Below are 15612 nucleotides of genomic sequence, written 5' to 3'. Positions count from 1 at the left end.
GGCTGGTGATCGCCGCTCCTTCGTCGGGCAGCGGCAAGACGACCGTGGCCACCGGGCTGATGGCGGCGCTGCGGGCGCGTGGGCTGGCGGTCTCGCCGCACAAGGTGGGGCCCGACTACATCGATCCGGGTTATCACGCGCTGGCCGCCGGGCGTCCCGGGCGGAACCTGGATCCGTGGCTGGTGGGTGAGGAGCGGGTGGCGCCGCTGTTCCTGCACGGTGCGGCCGGGTGTGACGTGGCGGTGGTCGAGGGTGTGATGGGGCTGTTCGACGGCAAGGGCGACGGCGACTTCGCCTCCACCGCGCACGTCGCCCGGCTGCTGGACGCGCCGGTGGTGCTGGTCGTGGACGCGGCCCGGCAGAGCCGGTCGGTGGCGGCCGTGGTGCATGGGTTCGCCACGTTCGACCCGCGCGTACGGGTGGGCGGGGTGGTGCTCAACCGGGTGGCCTCGGATCGGCACGAGGAGCTGTGCCGGGCCGCTCTGGGCGCGGCGGGTGTGCCGGTGCTCGGCGCGATCCGCCGCGACGACGCCGTCTCCACGCCCTCCCGCCATCTGGGTCTGGTGCCCGCCGCCGAGCGTGAAGCCGAGGCGGTACGGGCCGTGGAACGGCTCGGCGCCCTGGTGGCGCGCTCCTGCGACCTGGACGGCCTGATGCGGTTGGCGAGGACGGCGCCCGCGCTGAGCGCTACGGCATGGGACCCGGCGACGGCGTCCGCGCTCGCCGGCCCGGCATGGGACGCGGCGAAGGAGAGCGCGGACGCCGAAGAGGACGCGCGCGTCGGAGAGGGCGCACGCGTCGAGGAGAGCGTCGTCGTGGCGGTGGCGGGCGGGGCGGCCTTCACGTTCGGGTACGCCGAACACGTCGAGCTGCTGCGCGCGGCCGGCGCGGACGTGGCGACCTTCGACCCGTTGCGCGAGGAGAAGCTGCCGGACGGCACCGCCGCGGTGGTGCTCGGCGGCGGCTTCCCCGAGGTGTACGCCGCCGAGCTGGCCGCCAACGAGCCGCTGCGTGAGCAGGTGGCGGCCTTCGGCGGCCCGATCGCCGCCGAGTGCGCGGGACTGCTCTACCTGTGCGAGGAGCTGGACGGGCGGCGCATGTGCGGGCGGGTGCCGGGCCGGGCGCGGATGACCGGCAGGCTCACGCTCGGCTACCGGGACGCCGTGGCCCTGAGGGATTCGCCCCTGACCAGGGCGGGCGAGCGCTTCCACGGGCACGAGTTCCACCGGACCACGGTCGAGCACGGCGGCGAGCCGCTGTTCCGGAGCCGGGGCGGCGGCACGGACGGACACGGCGACCCGCTGGTCACCGCGTCCTACCTGCACCTTCACTGGGCGGGCTCGCCGGCCCTCGCTCACCGGCTCGTGTCGTCCTCCAGGTCTCCCTCGGTCTTGAGATAGACCTCCTGCAGACCGCGCAGGATCTCCGGGTCCGGGTGCTCCCACATGCGCCGCTCGGCGGCCTCCAGGAGCCGTTCGGCGATGCCGTGCAGCGCCCACGGGTTGGACCTGGCCATGAACTCCTGGTTCTCCGGGTCCAGCACGTACGTCTCGGCGAGCTTGTCGTACATCCAGTCCGCCACCACGCCCGTCGTGGCGTCGTAGCCGAACAGGTAGTCCACGGTCGCGGCCAGCTCGAAGGCGCCCTTGTATCCGTGCCGCCGCATAGCCGCCAGCCAGCGCGGGTTGACCACCCTGGCGCGGAAGATCCGTGAGGTCTCCTCCGACAGGGTGCGGGTGCGCACTGCGTCGGGGCGGGTGCTGTCGCCGACGTACGCGGCCGGGGCCCGGCCGGTGAGCGCGCGGACGGTGGCGATCATGCCGCCGTGGTACTGGAAGTAGTCGTCGGAGTCGGCGATGTCGTGCTCGCGCGTGTCGACGTTCTTGGCGGCCACGGCGATCCTGCGGTAGGCGTCCTCCATCTGCGGGCGCGCGGCCACGCCGTCGAGGTCGCGGCCGTAGGCGTAGCCGCCCCAGACCGCGTACACCTCGGCCAGGTCGGCGTCGTCGCGCCAGTTGCGGCTGTCGATCAGCGGCAGCAGCCCGGCCCCGTAGGCGCCCGGCGCGGAGCCGAAGATCCGCATCGTGGCGTGACGCTCCTCGCCGCCGGTCGCGGTCACGTGGGCGCGTACGTAGTTGTGCTCGGGCGGCTCCTCCAGCCCGGCGGCCAGCCGTACGGCGTCGTCCAGCATGGCCACCACGTGCGGGAACGCGTTGCGGAAGAAGCCGCTGATGCGGACGGTCACGTCGACGCGCGGCCGGCCCAGCTCGGCGAGCGGGATCGGCTCCAGGTCCGTGACCCGGCGCGACGCCTCATCCCATACGGGGCGGATGCCGAGCAGGGCCAGCACCTCGGCCACGTCGTCGCCGGCCGTACGCATGGCGCTGGTGCCCCAGACGGACAGCCCCACCGAGCGCGGCCAGTCGCCGGTGTCGGCGCGGTAGCGCTCCAGCAGTGATTCGGCCATCGCCTGGCCGGTCTCCCAGGCCAGGCGGCTGGGCACCGCCCGGGGATCGACGGAGTAGAAGTTGCGGCCGGTCGGCAGCACGTTGATCAGGCCGCGCAGCGGCGATCCGCTCGGACCGGCGGGCACGTAGCCGCCGTCCAGGGCGTGCAGGACATGGTCGAGCTCGTCGGTCGTCCGGGCCAGGCGCGGGACCACCTCGGTGGCGGCGAACGCGAGCACCCGCGTGACGAGCTCGCGCCGATCGGCGGGCAGCGCGTGGGCAACCTCCTGCGCCACCTCTTCGGCCGCCTCCGGTGCCCAGCCTCGCTCCTCCATCGCTTCGACCAGGGCACGGGCGGTCGCCTCGGCCCGGTCCGCCTCGGCCAGCGCCGCCGTGCCGTCCTCGGCCAGGCCGAGCGCCTCACGTAAGCCGGGCAGGGTCTCGCGGCCCGACCACATCTGCCTGGCGCGCAGCATGGCCAGCACCAGGTCCACCCTGACCGGTCCGGCCGGCGCCTGGCCGAGCACGTGGAGGCCGTCGCGGATCTGCGCGTCCTTCACCTCGCACAGCCAGCCGTCCACGTGCAGGATGAAGTCGTCGAACTCGGTGTCGTGCGGACGATCGGCCAGCCCGAGGTCGTGGTCGAGCCGGGCGGCCTGGATCAGTGTCCAGATCTGGGCGCGGATCGCGGGGAGCTTGGCCGGGTCCATTGCGGCGATGGTGGCGTGCTCGTCCAGGAGCTGTTCCAGCCGGGCGATGTCGCCGTACGTCTCCGCCCGCGCCATCGGCGGCACCATGTGGTCCACCAGCACCGCGTGCGCCCGCCGCTTGGCCTGGGTGCCCTCGCCCGGATCGTTCACCAGGAACGGGTAGACCAGCGGCAGGTCGCCGATGGCCGCGTCAGTGCCGCACGAGGCGGACATGCCCGCCGACTTGCCCGGCAGCCATTCCAGGTTGCCGTGCTTGCCCACGTGCACCATCGCGTGCGCGCCGAACTCGGCCGACAGCCAGCGGTAGGCGGCCAGGTAGTGGTGGCTGGGCGGCAGGTCGGGGTCGTGGTAGATGGCGATCGGGTTGTCGCCGAAGCCGCGTGGCGGTTGCACCATGACCACCACGTTCCCGGCGCGCAGCGCCGCCAGGACGATGTCGCCGTCATGGACGAACAGCTCGCCGGGCGGGGCTCCCCAGTGCCGCTCGATCCCGGTGCGCAGGCCGGCGGGGAGCGTGCGGTACCAGCGTTCGTAGGAGGTGGCGGAGATGCGTACCGGATTGCCCGCCAGGTGCTCCTCGGTCAGCCAGTCCTGGTCCTGGCCGCCCGCGGCGATGAGCGCGTGGATGAGCGCGTCGCCGTCCTGCTCGGCCACGCCGGGGAAGCCCTCGCCCAGGTCGTAGCCCGCTTCGGCGAGCCTGGCCAGCAGCCGTACGGTGCTGGCGGGGGTGTCCAGGCCGACGGCGTTGCCGACGCGCGAGTGCTTGGTCGGGTACGCCGACAGCATCACCACCAGCCGCCGCCCGCCGGGCGGGGTGTGGCGCAGCAGCCCGTGGCGTACGGCGATGCCCGCCACCCGCGCGGCCCGCTCCGGGTCGGCGACATAGACGGTCAGCCCGTCCGGATCGACCTCCTTGAAGGAGAAGGGCACGGTGATGATCCGTCCGTCGAACTCGGGGATGGCCACCTGCGAGGCGGCGTCCAGCGGCGAGAGGCCGTCGTCGTTGTCCTCCCACGCCTGCCTGGACGAGGTCAGGCACAGGCCCTGCAGGATCGGCACGTCGAGCGCGGCCAGCGCGCCCACGTCCCACGCCTCGTCGTCCCCGCCCGCGCCCGCCGTCGCCGGACGCGAGCCGCCCGCCGCCAGCACGGTCACCACCAGCGCGTCGGCGGCCCGCAGGGTGTCCAGCAGCTCGGGTTCGGCGGTGCGCAACGAGGAGCAGAAAACCGGCAGCGCCTGCCCGCCCGCCTCCTCGACGGCGGCGCAGAGCGTCTCGACGAAGGCCGTGTTGCCCGCCATGTGGTGCGCCCGGTAGTAGAGCACTCCGATCACGGGCCCCTCGTGTGACCGTACCTGGCGTTCCAGCCGCCCCCAGGACGGCGTGGGCTCCGGCGGCGCGAACCCGCGCCCGGTCAGCAGGACGGTGTCGCACAGGAAGGCGTGCAGCTCGGTCAGGTTGGCGGGCCCGCCGTGCGCCAGGTACGCGTGCGCGTCGGCGCAGACGCCGCCGCTCACCGTGGACAACTCCATCAGCTCGGCGTCCGGCGCCTGCTCGCCGCCCAGCACCACGACCGGACGGGGCCCGGCCAGCAGGGCGTCGAGCCCCTCCTGCCAGGCGCGGCGGCCGCCGAGCAGCCGTGCGACGACCAGGTCGGCCCCCTCCAGCAGGCCGGGCAGATCGTCGGGGGCGAGCCGGGCGGGATTGCCCAGGCGGTAGGGGGCGCCGCAGGCACGCGCGCTCAGCAGGTCGGTGTCGGAGGTGGAGAGCAGCAGGACGGTACGGCTGTCGCCAGGCACGGCGCGATCCTCCCTCGGGGTCCTCGCCCCGGTCGTGGGTGTCGCGACGGCAGGAGTCTCCTGGCTCCCGGATCAGCGCTCACCCCGGCCTTCCCACCCGTTGCCGGGCAGTGGCCTGCGGTGGGGTTCGCTCCCCGGTCACAGTGGCGGGACCGCGCCGGATTCGCACCGGCTTCCTCCCTTTGCCATCGCCTACCCAGGAGCCTACGGCAGGATCAACCTCCACCAGAAGTGGCGTTACCATCCTCATCGTGTCCATAGCCGACTTTTCCGGACGGGTCCGGCCCGACGCCTGTCCGGGAGCGCTCCAGGTGCACGAGGCCGCCGACGGCCCGCTGGCCCGCGTCCGCCTGCCCGGCGGCGCGGTCTCCGGCGGGCAGCTCCGCGAGCTGGCGGCCTGCGCGGCGGAGCTGGGCTCCGGGGTGGTCGAGCTCACGTCGCGGGCGAACGTACAGGTGCGGGGTCTGCGCGAACCGGCCGCTTTCGCCGAACGGATCGCCGCCGCCGGGCTGCTGCCCTCGGCCGCGCACGAACGTGTACGCAACATCGTCGCCTCGCCGCTCGGCGGCCGCGGGCCCTCTGGTTTGGTGGACACGCAACCCCTGGTAGAGGCCCTGGACCTGGCTCTGTGCGCGCTTCCCCGGCTGGCCGAGCTGCCGGGGCGCTTCCTGTTCGCGCTGGACGACGGCACGGGTGACACGCGGCAGCTGGCCGCCGATGTCGCTCTCGTGCCTGCGGCGGCGGACGGTGACGCCTGGGCGACACCGCCCGACGGCGCGGTGACGGGCGGTGATGCCTGGGTGTCACTGCTGCTGGCGGGCGTGGACACCGGGCTTGTCGTGTCCCGTGACGCGGCGGTCGAGCAGATGATCGCCGCCGCCGAGGCGTTCCTCGACGAACGGGAGCGCGGGTTTTCCGATCGTGACCGGGGCGCGTGGCGGATCGCGGAGTTGGCGGACGGTCCTGCCCGGATCGCCGCCCACCTGGGCTCATCGGACAGTCCCGCCCATTTGGGCGTGGCGGATGACCGTGCGACGACCGCATCGGACGACTCCCCTGCCGGCTCGGCCCACCGCCCCGGACCTGTCGTTCAGCGGGACGGCCGCGTGGCGCTGGAGGCCGTGGTGCCGCTCGGGCGGCTGTCCGCCGCTCAGGTACGCGCTGTCGCCGACACCGCCGCCGACGGTGGAGCGGTTCCGGTGCGGCTGACGCCGTGGCGGACGGTCGTCCTGCTGGACCTGTCCCCCGCCGCGGCCGAGCGGGCGGTGCGGCAGCTGTCCGCGGCCGGGCTGGTGACCGATCCGGCCTCTCCCTGGGTCGGGGTGAGCGCCTGCACCGGACGTCCCGGCTGCGCCAAATCGCTGGCGGACGTGCAGGAGGACGTACGGCGGTGGGTGGCGACCCTGGACGCGCCCGCTGCGACGCCGGTGCACTGGGCCGGTTGCGAGCGGCGCTGCGGGCTGCCCCGCGGCCGGGTGACCCAGATGGTGGCCACCGCCGACGGCTACGAGGAACGGGTGGCCGCTGCTGATGAAGACGAGGAACGGCCGCGGTGATGGGGGCCGGCTTCGACCGATACGAGGAAAGGCAGCAGTGACCGACTACCTGCGCGACGGCGCCGAGATCTACCGGCGCTCGTTCGCGACCATCCGTGCCGAAGCCGACCTCACCGGGATGCCCCCGGATGTGGCCCAGGTGGCGGTGCGGATGATCCACGCGTGTGGCATGACCGACCTCGTCACCGACCTGGACTGGTCGCCTTCGGTGGTCGTCCGGGCCCGCGAGGCGCTTCGGCGCGGCGCGCCCGTGCTGTGCGACGCGCGGATGGTCGCCTCCGGCGTCACCAGGCGCAGGCTGCCCGCCGACAACGACGTGGTGTGCACCCTGGGCGAGCCAGGCGTGCCGGAGCTGGCCGAACGCCTCGGCACCACCCGCAGCGCCGCCGCCCTGGAGCTATGGCGCGACCGGCTGGACGGCGCCGTGGTGGCGATCGGCAACGCCCCGACCGCCCTGTTCCGGCTGCTCGAACTGGTCGCCGAAGGGGCCGGCAGACCGGCGGCGGTGCTCGGCGTGCCGGTCGGCTTCATCGGCGCGGCCGAGTCCAAGCGGGCCCTGGCCGACAGCGACCTGGAATACCTGGTGGTGCACGGACGCCGCGGCGGCAGTGCGATGACGGCGGCGGCGGTCAACGCCATCGCGAACGAGACGGAGTGACGGCGATGACGGGACGGCTGTACGGGGTCGGACTGGGCCCGGGAGACCCTGAGCTGGTCACGGTCAAGACGGCCCGGCTGATCGGCGAGGCGGACGTGATCGCTTACCACGCCGCCAGGCACGGCCGCAGCATCGCCCGCTCGATCGCGCTGCCGTACCTGCGGGAGGGACAGATCGAGGAGCTGCTGCTGTACCCGCTGACCACCGAGACCACCGACCACCCCGGCGGCTACCAGGGCGCGCTGGACGACTTCTACGCCGACTGCGCCGAACGGCTGGCCGCCCACCTGGACGCGGGCCGGACCGTGGTCGTGCTGAGCGAGGGCGACCCGCTGTTCTACGGCTCCTACATGCACATGCACAAGCGGCTGGCCCACCGCTATCCGACCGAGGTGGTGCCGGGCGTGACCTCGGTCAGCGCCGCCTCCGCCGTCCTGGGGCGGCCGCTGGTGGAGCGGGACGAGGTGCTGACCGTACTGCCCGGCACGCTGCCCGCCGAGGTGCTGGCCGAGCGGCTGCGCGGCACCGACTCGGCGGCGGTGCTGAAGCTGGGCAGGACGTTCGAGAAGGTCCGCGACGCCCTGGCCGAGGCCGGGCGGCTGGACGACGCCTGGTACGTCGAGCGCGCCACCATGGGCGCCGAACGCGTCGCGCCGCTCAAGGACGTGGACGCCGACGGCGTTCCGTACTTCTCGCTTGCCCTGCTCGCCAGCCCGGCCGAGCGCACCTTCGTCCCCGAGCCCTCCTCGACCGAGGGGCAGGGCGAGGTGACCGTCGTCGGCCTCGGCCCGGCCGGGCGGCCGTGGCTCACGCCGGAGGCGCAGGAGGCCCTCGCCGCGGCCACCGACCTGGTCGGCTACGGCCCGTACGTGGACCGGGTGGCGCCCAACCCGCGCCAGCGCCGCCACCGCACCGACAACCGGGTGGAGGCCGAACGCGCCAGGCACGCGCTGGAGCTGGCCGCGGCGGGCGCGCGGGTGGCCGTGGTGTCCTCAGGCGATCCCGGGGTGTTCGCCATGGCCAGCGCGGTGCTGGAGGAGGCGGCGGCCGGGTTCCCCGACGTGCCGGTGCGGATCGTGCCCGGACTGACGGCCGCGCAGGCGGTGGCCGGCAGGGCGGGCGCGCCGCTCGGCCACGACTACTGCGTACTGTCGCTGTCGGACCTGCTCAAACCATGGGACGTGGTGGCCGACCGGCTGACCGCGGCGGCCAAGGCGGACCTGGTGCTGGCGCTGTACAACCCGGCCTCGCGCAGCCGTACGTGGCAGCTCGCCGCCGCTCGTGACCTGCTGCTGGAGCATCGCGACGCGGCCACTCCCGTGGTGATCGGCCGCGACGTCGGCGGGGCGCAGGAGAACGTCACCGTCACCACGCTCGGCGAGCTCGACCCGGCCCAGGTGGACATGCGCTGCCTGCTGATCGTCGGCTCCTCCACGACCCGGGTCACCGCTCGCGGCGTCGTCTACACCCCGCGCCGCTACCCCTGAGCCCAGAGGGCCGCCGCGCTCACGGTCTCCACCAGGCGGACACCCGCCGGCAGCGGCGGCCGGTCCACCATGATCACCGGTAGCCCCAGCTCGCGGGCCGCGACGAGCTTGGCGGCCGTGAGCCGGCCGCCGCTGTCCTTGGTGACCAGCACGTCCAGACGGTGCTCGCGGATGAGGGCCAGCTCGCCGTCGACCGTGTAGGGCCCACGGGCGAGCAGTACGTGTACGTGGGGCGGGACCGGCGGTTCGGGCGGATCGACGGACCTGGCCAGCAACCACACCCCGGCCAGCCCGGTGAAGACGGGCAGACTCCGGCGCCCGGTAGTGAGGAACACCCGCACCGGCCCGGTCGGCTGGGCAGTGCCCTCGGTCGGCTCGGTCGGCTCGACTAGGTTGGCTGAATCGGTCGGGTCGGCCGGCTTGGCGATGGCCAGGCGGGCGGTGACGGCTTCGGCCAGGCGGGTGGCGGCGGCCTCCAGGGAGTCGACGCGCTGCCAGGTGTCGTCTGGTCCCTGCGGCCAGCCCGGTCGGCGCAGGACGAGGAGCGGCACGCCCGTGCGCGCCGACGCCTCGGCCGCCGAAGCCGTCATCCGCGCCGCGAACGGGTGGGTGGCGTCCACCACGGCGTCGATCCGTTCGGCGGCCAGCCACGTGGCCAGCCCGTCCGGCCCGCCGAATCCGCCCGCGCGCACCTCACCGACCGGCAGCCTCGGGTTCGTCACCCGCCCGGCCAGCGACGACACCACGTGCACGCCCGGGACGTCGGCCAGCTCGGCGGCCAGCGCCCGCGCCTCCGCCGTGCCGCCCAGGATCAGAACCCGTCTCATGCCGCGATCCTCCGCGCTCCGGCCGCGATCAGGTCCCGTCTCGCGCCTTGAACCGGTCCGATCAAGTCCCGTCTCGCGCCTTGAACCCGTCCGATCAAGTCCCGTCGCATGATCGCTCCCGCTCCGCGCTGTACAGGTGGCTGTCGGGAAACTGTGTCGCCGACAGCGCCCGGCCGACGACGATCACCGCGGTGCGGCGGATCCCCGCCTCGTGGACCTGCTCGGCGATGTCCCTCAGCGCGCCGCGCAGAACGACCTCATCGGCCCGGCTCGCCCGCGCCACCACCGCGACCGGGCAGTCCGGCCCGTAGGAGGGCAGCAGCTCCGCCACCACCGCGTCGATCCGCTGCACGGCCAGGTGCAGCACCATCGTGGCCCGGCTGGCGCCCAGCGTGGTCAGGTCCTCGCCGTCGGGCATCGGCGTGGCCCGAGCCGACGTACGGGTCAGGATGACCGTCTGGCCGACACCGGGCACGGTCAGCTCCCGGCCCAGCGCGGCCGCCGCCGCCGCGAACGCCGGAACGCCCGGCACCACCTCGTACGGGACGCCGAGCGCGTCCAGCCTGCGCATCTGCTCGGCCACCGCGCTGAACACCGACGGGTCCCCCGAGTGCAGCCGCGCCACGTCCATGCCCTTGGCGTGGGCGGCGGCCAGCTCCGCGACGATCTCGTCGAGCGTCAGGTTCGCGGTGTCCACCAGCCTGGCGCCCGCCGGGCAGGACTCCAGCAGTTCGCGGGGTACGAGCGAGCCCGCGTACAGGCAGACCGGCGACGATTCCAGCCGCCGCAGCCCGCGCACCGTGATCAGATCGGCGGCACCGGGACCCGCCCCGATGAAGTACACGGTCACGGCACGTCCTCCTTGGTCATGGGCCCTAAAGTCACAGCACGTCCTCCCTGACGATCGACCGCACCGTCACGGCACGTCCTTTCTGGTGATCGACCACACGGTCACCGGCATCGCGGCCCGCCAGCCGGTGAACCCGCCGACGGGCGCGGCCCGCTGCACGGCCAGGCGCACCAGATCGCCGCCCAGCCGGGCGTACCATCCGGCGACGAGGGACTCCGACTCCAAGGTCACAGCGTTCACCACGAGCCTGCCGCCGGGCCGCAGCGCCGCCCAGCAGGTCTCCAGCATTCCGGGCGCGGTGGCGCCGCCGCCGACGAACACCGCGTCCGGCGCGGGCAGGCCCTCCAGCGCCGCCGGCGCTCGCCCCTCCACGACACGCAGGGCGGGAACCCCGAGCCGGTCGGCGTTGCGGCGGATGGCGGCGACGCGATCGGCCCTGCTCTCGACCGCCACGGCGGCGTTCGACGGGTGGGCGCGCAGCCATTCGACGGCGATGCTGCCCGCGCCCGCGCCCACGTCCCACAGCAGCTCGCCGGGCAGCGGCGCCAGCCGTGACAGACTGACGGCCCGGACCTCGCGCTTGGTGAGCTGCCCGTCATGCTCGAAGGCCGTGTCCGGCAGTCCGGGCACCCGAGCGAACGGCTCGGCGCCGGGTCCGGCGACGCACTCGACCGCGACCACCTGCAACACCGAGGGCGCGTCACGGGCCTGTCCCGGCCCGAACGGCGCTTGTTCCGGCCCGGACAACTCGGTGTCCGCCCACGTCGCGCCCGTTCCCGTCTGGACGGACTCCGACGCCGCGCCCAGGTCCGACAGGACCGTCATCGGGCTCGCGCCGTACCCGAGCCCGACCAGCAGCCCCGCCACCAGAGCCGGAGCGTCCCGACCGGCGCCCAGCACCAGGACCCGGCGCCCAGGAAGGACCGCCGCGTTCAGCACGGCCAGGGGTCGGCCCACCAGGCTGACCACGTCCACCTGCTCGACCGGCCAGCCCAGCCGGGCGCACGCCAGCGACAGCGACGACAGATGCGGCAGCACCCTGATCCGGGCCGCGCCGAGCAGCCGCACCAGGGTGGAGCCGATTCCGTAGAACATCGGATCGCCGCTGGCCAGCACGCACACCTGGCGATCGGCGTACCGCTCCATGAGCTCGGGCAGCGCGGGCAGCAGCGGCGAGGGCCAGGCCACCCGCTCCGCACCGGACCGAGGCACGAGGCCGAGTTGGCGGGAGGCGCCCATGAGCACCTCCGCCGCCCCCAGTGCGCGTCGCGACTCCTCCGGCAGGCCGTCCCAGCCGTCCGCGCCGATGCCGACGACGGTGATCACACGTTGCCCAGCACGCGCGTCACCTGGATCTCCACGACCACCCGCGCCGGGTTGGGCCGGGGCGGCTTGTAACGGGCGGTGTACCGGCGCTCGGCGTCGGCCACCTGCTCCGGCTCGTTACGCACCACGGCCCGCCCTTCCAGCGTCGACCACCGCCGGCCGTCCACCTGGCTGAGCGCGACCAGCGCGCCGTCCGCCCCGATGAGCCGGGCTTTGTACGAGGTGCCGGAGGTGATCACCCGGGCGACGCCGGTCTCCAGATCCAGCGTCGCGCCGACCGGCACCGCGTGCGGCGGCCCGCCCGAACGCGCCGTTGAGAGCGTGCACAGGTGCCGTTCCTGCCAGAACGCGGCGAAAGCGGCGCCCTGCTCGACCAGATTCACGAGCCTCCTCAAGGGAATTGCGGAGGCATATCGTATATCCGGCTCTCTGGCAGACTCGTGCGGGTGAAGCGGCTACTCATCATCGGCATCGGCGCCGGAGATCCCGACCATCTCACTCTGCAGGCGGCCAAGGCCATCTCCGCCACGGACGTGTTCTTCATCGTCGACAAGGGCGAGGTGAAACAGGATCTCGTACGCCTCAGGCTGGACCTGATCGACCAGCACGGCCACCCGCCGTACCGGATCGCCGAGGCCCGCGACCCCGAGCGCGACCGCACCACCCCCGCCTACACCGCCGCCGTCGAGGACTGGCGCTCCCGCCGCGCGCTGGCCTGCGAGGAGCTGATCCGCGAGGAGCTCAAGGAGGGCCAGACAGGGGCGTTCCTGGTGTGGGGCGACCCGGGCGTGTACGACAGCACGCTGACCATCGTCGAGGAGATCCTCCAACGCGGGAACGTCACCTTCGACTACGAGGTGATCCCCGGGGTCAGCAGCGTGGCCGCGCTCACCGCCCGCCACCGCACCAGCCTCACCCAGGTCGGCCGGCCCGTGCACCTGACCACCGGCCGCCGCCTGGCCGAGGACGGCCCGTCCGCCGACGACGTCGTGGTCATGCTGGACGCCCACTGCTCCTTCGCCGGCCTCGACGACTTCCACATCCACTGGGGCGCTTATCTGGGCAGCCCCGACGAGATCCTGGTGTCCGGCCCGGTGGCCGAGGTCGGCGACCGGATCCGCGAGCTTCGCGCCGAGGCCCGGGCCCGCAAGGGCTGGATCATGGACACCTACCTGCTGCGCCGCCTCCCCCGCATGGACAGTTGAGGCGTACCATTTGAGCTTGTTGTGGAGAGCTGCGCAGGGAGTGATCTTGCAGGTCGCGGTCGTCACCTTTGATGGATTCAACGAACTCGACAGCTTCATCGCGTATGGGCTGATCAATCGCGCTCGCGTGCAAGGTCAGGACGTGACCGCGTACATCACGACACCAGCGCCCGTCGTGACCTCGATGAACGGCGTGGAGGTGACCGGTCAGCGGCCGTTGGACTTCATCACCGAGGCCGACGCCGTACTTCTCGGCAGCGGCATCAAGACCCGTGACGTCGTGGCCGATGACACCCTGCTGACGCGTCTCCCCCTTGATCCCGAACGACAGTTGATCGGCTCGCAGTGCTCCGGAGCCCTGGTGCTCGCGCACCTCGGCCTCCTCGCCGGACGACCTGCCTGCACCGACACCGTCACACGGCCTTGGCTCGAAGAGCGCGGAGTGACGGTGCTGGACGCGCCGTTCCACGCGGAGGGCGCGATCGCCACCGCGGGCGGATGCCTGGCATCTGTCTATCTGGCGGCGTGGACGCTCCTCCACACGGTCGGCGAGGCCGCCGCCCGGGCCGCGATCGAGTACGCGGCGCCTGTCGGCGAGAAGCAGGAGATCGTCCAGCGCGTCATGTCCAGGGTGCGCACGGTCGAAGCGGCGCTGCGCTGACTGATCCCACGAGGACCGCAACGGGATAGGGGCGGGGTCGGCTTACGCGGCTCGGGCGAGACTCTCCGTGTCGGGCGCTGCCCGCCATCACCGAAGTAGTACTCGACCAGGACGAGGCCGGCCATGCTGACCATCATCGGTTACTCAATCAACGACAAGGTGGTGGTTTTCGACCGCGTCCGCGAACTATGGCAGGCCTCGCGGCAGGCACGCTTCCCCGGCATCGTCAACGCGGCGATCCTGCAGACCGTACCGCGTACCGTCAACACCGGCCTGGGCGCCCTGTTCATCCTCACCGCGCTGGCCGTCTTCGGCGGTGACACGCTGCGCGACTTCGCCATCGCGCTCATCTTCGGCATCGTGGTGGGGACCGCGTCGTCATCGTTCGTGGCCGGCCCCCTCGCAATCGAGCTCGAACGCCTCAGCAAGCAACCCCCACCCCAGCCGCCCGAGCCGCGCGAACGCCGCCGGCAGGGCACGGGCGCGGTCCTGTAGCACCGAGCGGGGCGCCCGGTGGAACTATGCAGAGGAGTCATCCACGCCACAGGAGCGCCCCGCCCTCCGCCCCCGTTACCAGCGCCGGCTCAGCGACTGGGTGAGCGTTGGGCGCCCGTGAGGATCTATCGAAAGGTGGACGACCGGCAGCAGGCCGTCCGGCAAGGCTGAGGGTCATGAAGAAGACGATCCTCGCCGTGCTCGGCACGATGCTGCTCTCCACGGTGACGGCGGCACCGGCGACAGCGGCGGCAGGCGCCGAGCTTTCCTGGCAGGACTGCGGAGGCGGCCTGCAATGCGGCCGGCTCACCGTGCCCGCCGACTGGGCCGCCCTCAAGGGTGCGCAGATCACGCTGGGGCTCGCCAAGCTGCCCGCCAGGGACCCGGCCACCAAGAAGGGGACGCTCGTGCTCAACATGGGCGGCCCCGCCCAGCAGATCTCGGTCATGCGTCAGATAAAGGACACCTTCGCCGACCTGACCCGATGGTTCGACGTGGTGGTCTTCGACCCGCGCGGGTTCGAGGCGAGCACCGGGGTGCGCTGCCCCGGCCCGGCGCCGTGGGCTACGAACGCGGAGTGGGTGTTCCCCGACCGCGCCACCTACGCCCAGTACACGGAGCGGAACCGTCGCTTCGGGCTCGGCTGCGCCGAGGCCGCCGGCCAGCTCGCGGGCAACCTGGACTCCGGTCAAGGGGCCTACGATCTGGAGGCCGTCCGGGTGGCGCTGGGCGAGCAGAAACTCCACTATTACGGCAACTCCTACGGCACCGTCCTCGGCGTGGCCTACGCCGAGAAGTTCCCCTCCCGCGTCGGCCGCATGTACCTGGACAGCCCGATCGACCACACCAACCGATCGTGGGCCGAATGGCTCCTGCCTAAGGCGAAGGTCAAGGAAGGCAACCTCCATCGGTTCGCAGAGTGGTGCGCCGCCGACCAGAGCTGCGCGCTTCACGGCCGCGACGTGCTCAAGGTGTGGGACGAGGTCATGGACCGCGCCGCCAAGAGGCCGATCCCCGCGCCCGGCGCCGGAGCAACGGCCAGTGCGACGCTGATCGCCTCCCGCGCGACCGTCACGTTCGATGCGACGTGGCCAGAACTGGCCAGGTCCCTGGCCGAGGCGTACGCGGGTGACGCCACCCGGTTCGCCAAGCCGTCCACCGGTGTGGCCGATCCGGATTTCAGCAGGATCGCGACCTGCGCCGACTTCCCGTACCCGACCGCATATGGCCAGGTCAAGGCCATGGAGAAGCGGCTGAAGCGCGCCGCGCCGCGCATCGGCTGGACCATCGCGTGGCCGCTGGCCAACTTCTGCACCGGACTTCCGCGAAAGACGCCTTTCCCGCCCCATCCGGTACAGCCTCGCGGCCTGCCGCCGATCCTGATCGCCGGCGGCCTGTACGACGACGTGGCGCCGCCCGCGTACGCCCGCCGGATCACGGCACAACTTGACGGCGCCCGCTACCTGGCGGCCAAGGGCGGCCACGCGCTCTACCTGAGCGGCAACCCCTGCATCCGCGACCATGTGCACCGCTACCTGACCACCGGGCAGCTCCCGCCCACGGGCACGACCTGTGGTCCGGCATCATCGTGAC

General features: G+C 73.0%; 13 protein-coding genes and 1 riboswitch. Of the genes, 8 read left to right on the top strand and 5 right to left on the bottom strand.

What is annotated here, in order from left to right:
- The first annotated feature begins 2 nt into the window (after window positions 1-2).
- Window positions 3-1400, top strand: a complete 1398-nt coding sequence (locus tag ACQP2T_RS28620) for a cobyrinate a,c-diamide synthase (RefSeq protein ID WP_433519843.1) — start codon at window positions 3-5, stop codon at window positions 1398-1400.
- Here ACQP2T_RS28620 and cobN read toward each other — a convergent pair.
- Window positions 1355-4954, bottom strand: a complete 3600-nt coding sequence (gene cobN, locus ACQP2T_RS28615) for a cobaltochelatase subunit CobN (protein WP_433519139.1) — start codon at window positions 4952-4954, stop codon at window positions 1355-1357. The two genes, ACQP2T_RS28620 and cobN, sit on opposite strands and share 46 nt — an antisense overlap.
- Before the next feature lie 35 nt (window positions 4955-4989).
- Window positions 4990-5177: riboswitch (cobalamin riboswitch) on the bottom strand.
- Window positions 5178-5205: 28 nt separating this feature from the next.
- Here cobN and cobG point away from each other — a divergent pair.
- Genes cobG through ACQP2T_RS28600 form a run of 3 tightly spaced genes read left to right on the top strand, consistent with a single transcriptional unit; the run spans window position 5206 to window position 8655 of the window.
- Window positions 5206-6510 carry a precorrin-3B synthase gene (cobG, locus tag ACQP2T_RS28610; protein ID WP_433519138.1) on the top strand — a complete coding sequence of 435 codons (1305 nt, stop codon included), beginning with the start codon at window positions 5206-5208 and terminating at the stop codon, window positions 6508-6510.
- Between the two features lie 37 nt (window positions 6511-6547).
- Window positions 6548-7168, top strand: coding sequence for a precorrin-8X methylmutase (locus ACQP2T_RS28605; protein ID WP_433519137.1), 621 nt, complete (start codon window positions 6548-6550; stop codon window positions 7166-7168).
- Between the two features lie 5 nt (window positions 7169-7173).
- Complete coding sequence (locus ACQP2T_RS28600) at window positions 7174-8655, top strand: precorrin-2 C(20)-methyltransferase (RefSeq protein WP_433519136.1); 1482 nt, start codon at window positions 7174-7176, stop codon at window positions 8653-8655.
- Here ACQP2T_RS28600 and ACQP2T_RS28595 read toward each other — a convergent pair.
- From ACQP2T_RS28595 to ACQP2T_RS28580, 4 genes are all read right to left on the bottom strand, one after another.
- Window positions 8646-9482: a cobalt-precorrin-6A reductase gene (locus tag ACQP2T_RS28595; RefSeq protein ID WP_433519135.1), complete on the bottom strand. Its 837-nt coding sequence runs from the start codon at window positions 9480-9482 to the stop codon at window positions 8646-8648. The genes ACQP2T_RS28600 and ACQP2T_RS28595 overlap by 10 nt on opposite strands.
- A gap of 94 nt (window positions 9483-9576) precedes the next feature.
- Complete coding sequence (gene cobM / locus ACQP2T_RS28590) at window positions 9577-10332, bottom strand: precorrin-4 C(11)-methyltransferase (protein ID WP_433519134.1); 756 nt, start codon at window positions 10330-10332, stop codon at window positions 9577-9579.
- A gap of 66 nt (window positions 10333-10398) precedes the next feature.
- Window positions 10399-11658 carry a precorrin-6y C5,15-methyltransferase (decarboxylating) subunit CbiE gene (gene cbiE, locus ACQP2T_RS28585; protein WP_433519133.1) on the bottom strand — a complete coding sequence of 420 codons (1260 nt, stop codon included), beginning with the start codon at window positions 11656-11658 and terminating at the stop codon, window positions 10399-10401.
- Window positions 11655-12041, bottom strand: a complete 387-nt coding sequence (locus ACQP2T_RS28580; protein WP_433519132.1) for a pyridoxamine 5'-phosphate oxidase family protein — start codon at window positions 12039-12041, stop codon at window positions 11655-11657. The genes cbiE and ACQP2T_RS28580 overlap by 4 nt, the downstream gene beginning before the upstream one ends.
- A 63-nt stretch (window positions 12042-12104) precedes the next feature.
- Here ACQP2T_RS28580 and cobF point away from each other — a divergent pair, with 63 nt between their 5' ends.
- The 4 genes from cobF (at window position 12105) to ACQP2T_RS28560 (ending at window position 15611) form a co-directional block, all read left to right on the top strand.
- The gene (cobF, locus tag ACQP2T_RS28575; RefSeq protein WP_433519131.1) at window positions 12105-12863 is read left to right on the top strand and encodes a precorrin-6A synthase (deacetylating); all 759 of its coding nucleotides are present in this window, start codon (window positions 12105-12107) and stop codon (window positions 12861-12863) included.
- Between the two features lie 16 nt (window positions 12864-12879).
- Window positions 12880-13524, top strand: a complete 645-nt coding sequence (locus ACQP2T_RS28570; RefSeq protein ID WP_433519130.1) for a DJ-1/PfpI family protein — start codon at window positions 12880-12882, stop codon at window positions 13522-13524.
- Between the two features lie 123 nt (window positions 13525-13647).
- The gene (locus ACQP2T_RS28565) at window positions 13648-14019 is read left to right on the top strand and encodes a hypothetical protein (protein ID WP_433519129.1); all 372 of its coding nucleotides are present in this window, start codon (window positions 13648-13650) and stop codon (window positions 14017-14019) included.
- 176 nt (window positions 14020-14195) lie between these two features.
- Window positions 14196-15611, top strand: coding sequence for an alpha/beta hydrolase (locus tag ACQP2T_RS28560; RefSeq protein ID WP_433519128.1), 1416 nt, complete (start codon window positions 14196-14198; stop codon window positions 15609-15611).
- Window position 15612 lies beyond the last annotated feature (1 nt).

It is taken from the genome of Nonomuraea sp. CA-143628 (assembly GCF_050942315.1).
GTDB lineage: Bacteria > Actinomycetota > Actinomycetes > Streptosporangiales > Streptosporangiaceae > Nonomuraea.
Note: the sequence above shows the minus strand (reverse complement) of the source record. Positions and strands in the feature narration are given on the sequence as shown.

What these genes read in the sequence shown, in the direction of transcription:
- ACQP2T_RS28565 (WP_433519129.1), top strand. Translation starts at nt 13,648, where the DNA reads ATGCTGACCATCATCGGTTACTCAATCAACGACAAGGTGGTGGTTTTC.
- ACQP2T_RS28560 (WP_433519128.1), top strand. Translation starts at nt 14,196, where the DNA reads ATGAAGAAGACGATCCTCGCCGTGCTCGGCACGATGCTGCTCTCCACG.
- ACQP2T_RS28595 (WP_433519135.1), bottom strand. Translation starts at nt 9,482, where the DNA reads ATGAGACGGGTTCTGATCCTGGGCGGCACGGCGGAGGCGCGGGCGCTG.
- ACQP2T_RS28600 (WP_433519136.1), top strand. Translation starts at nt 7,174, where the DNA reads ATGACGGGACGGCTGTACGGGGTCGGACTGGGCCCGGGAGACCCTGAG.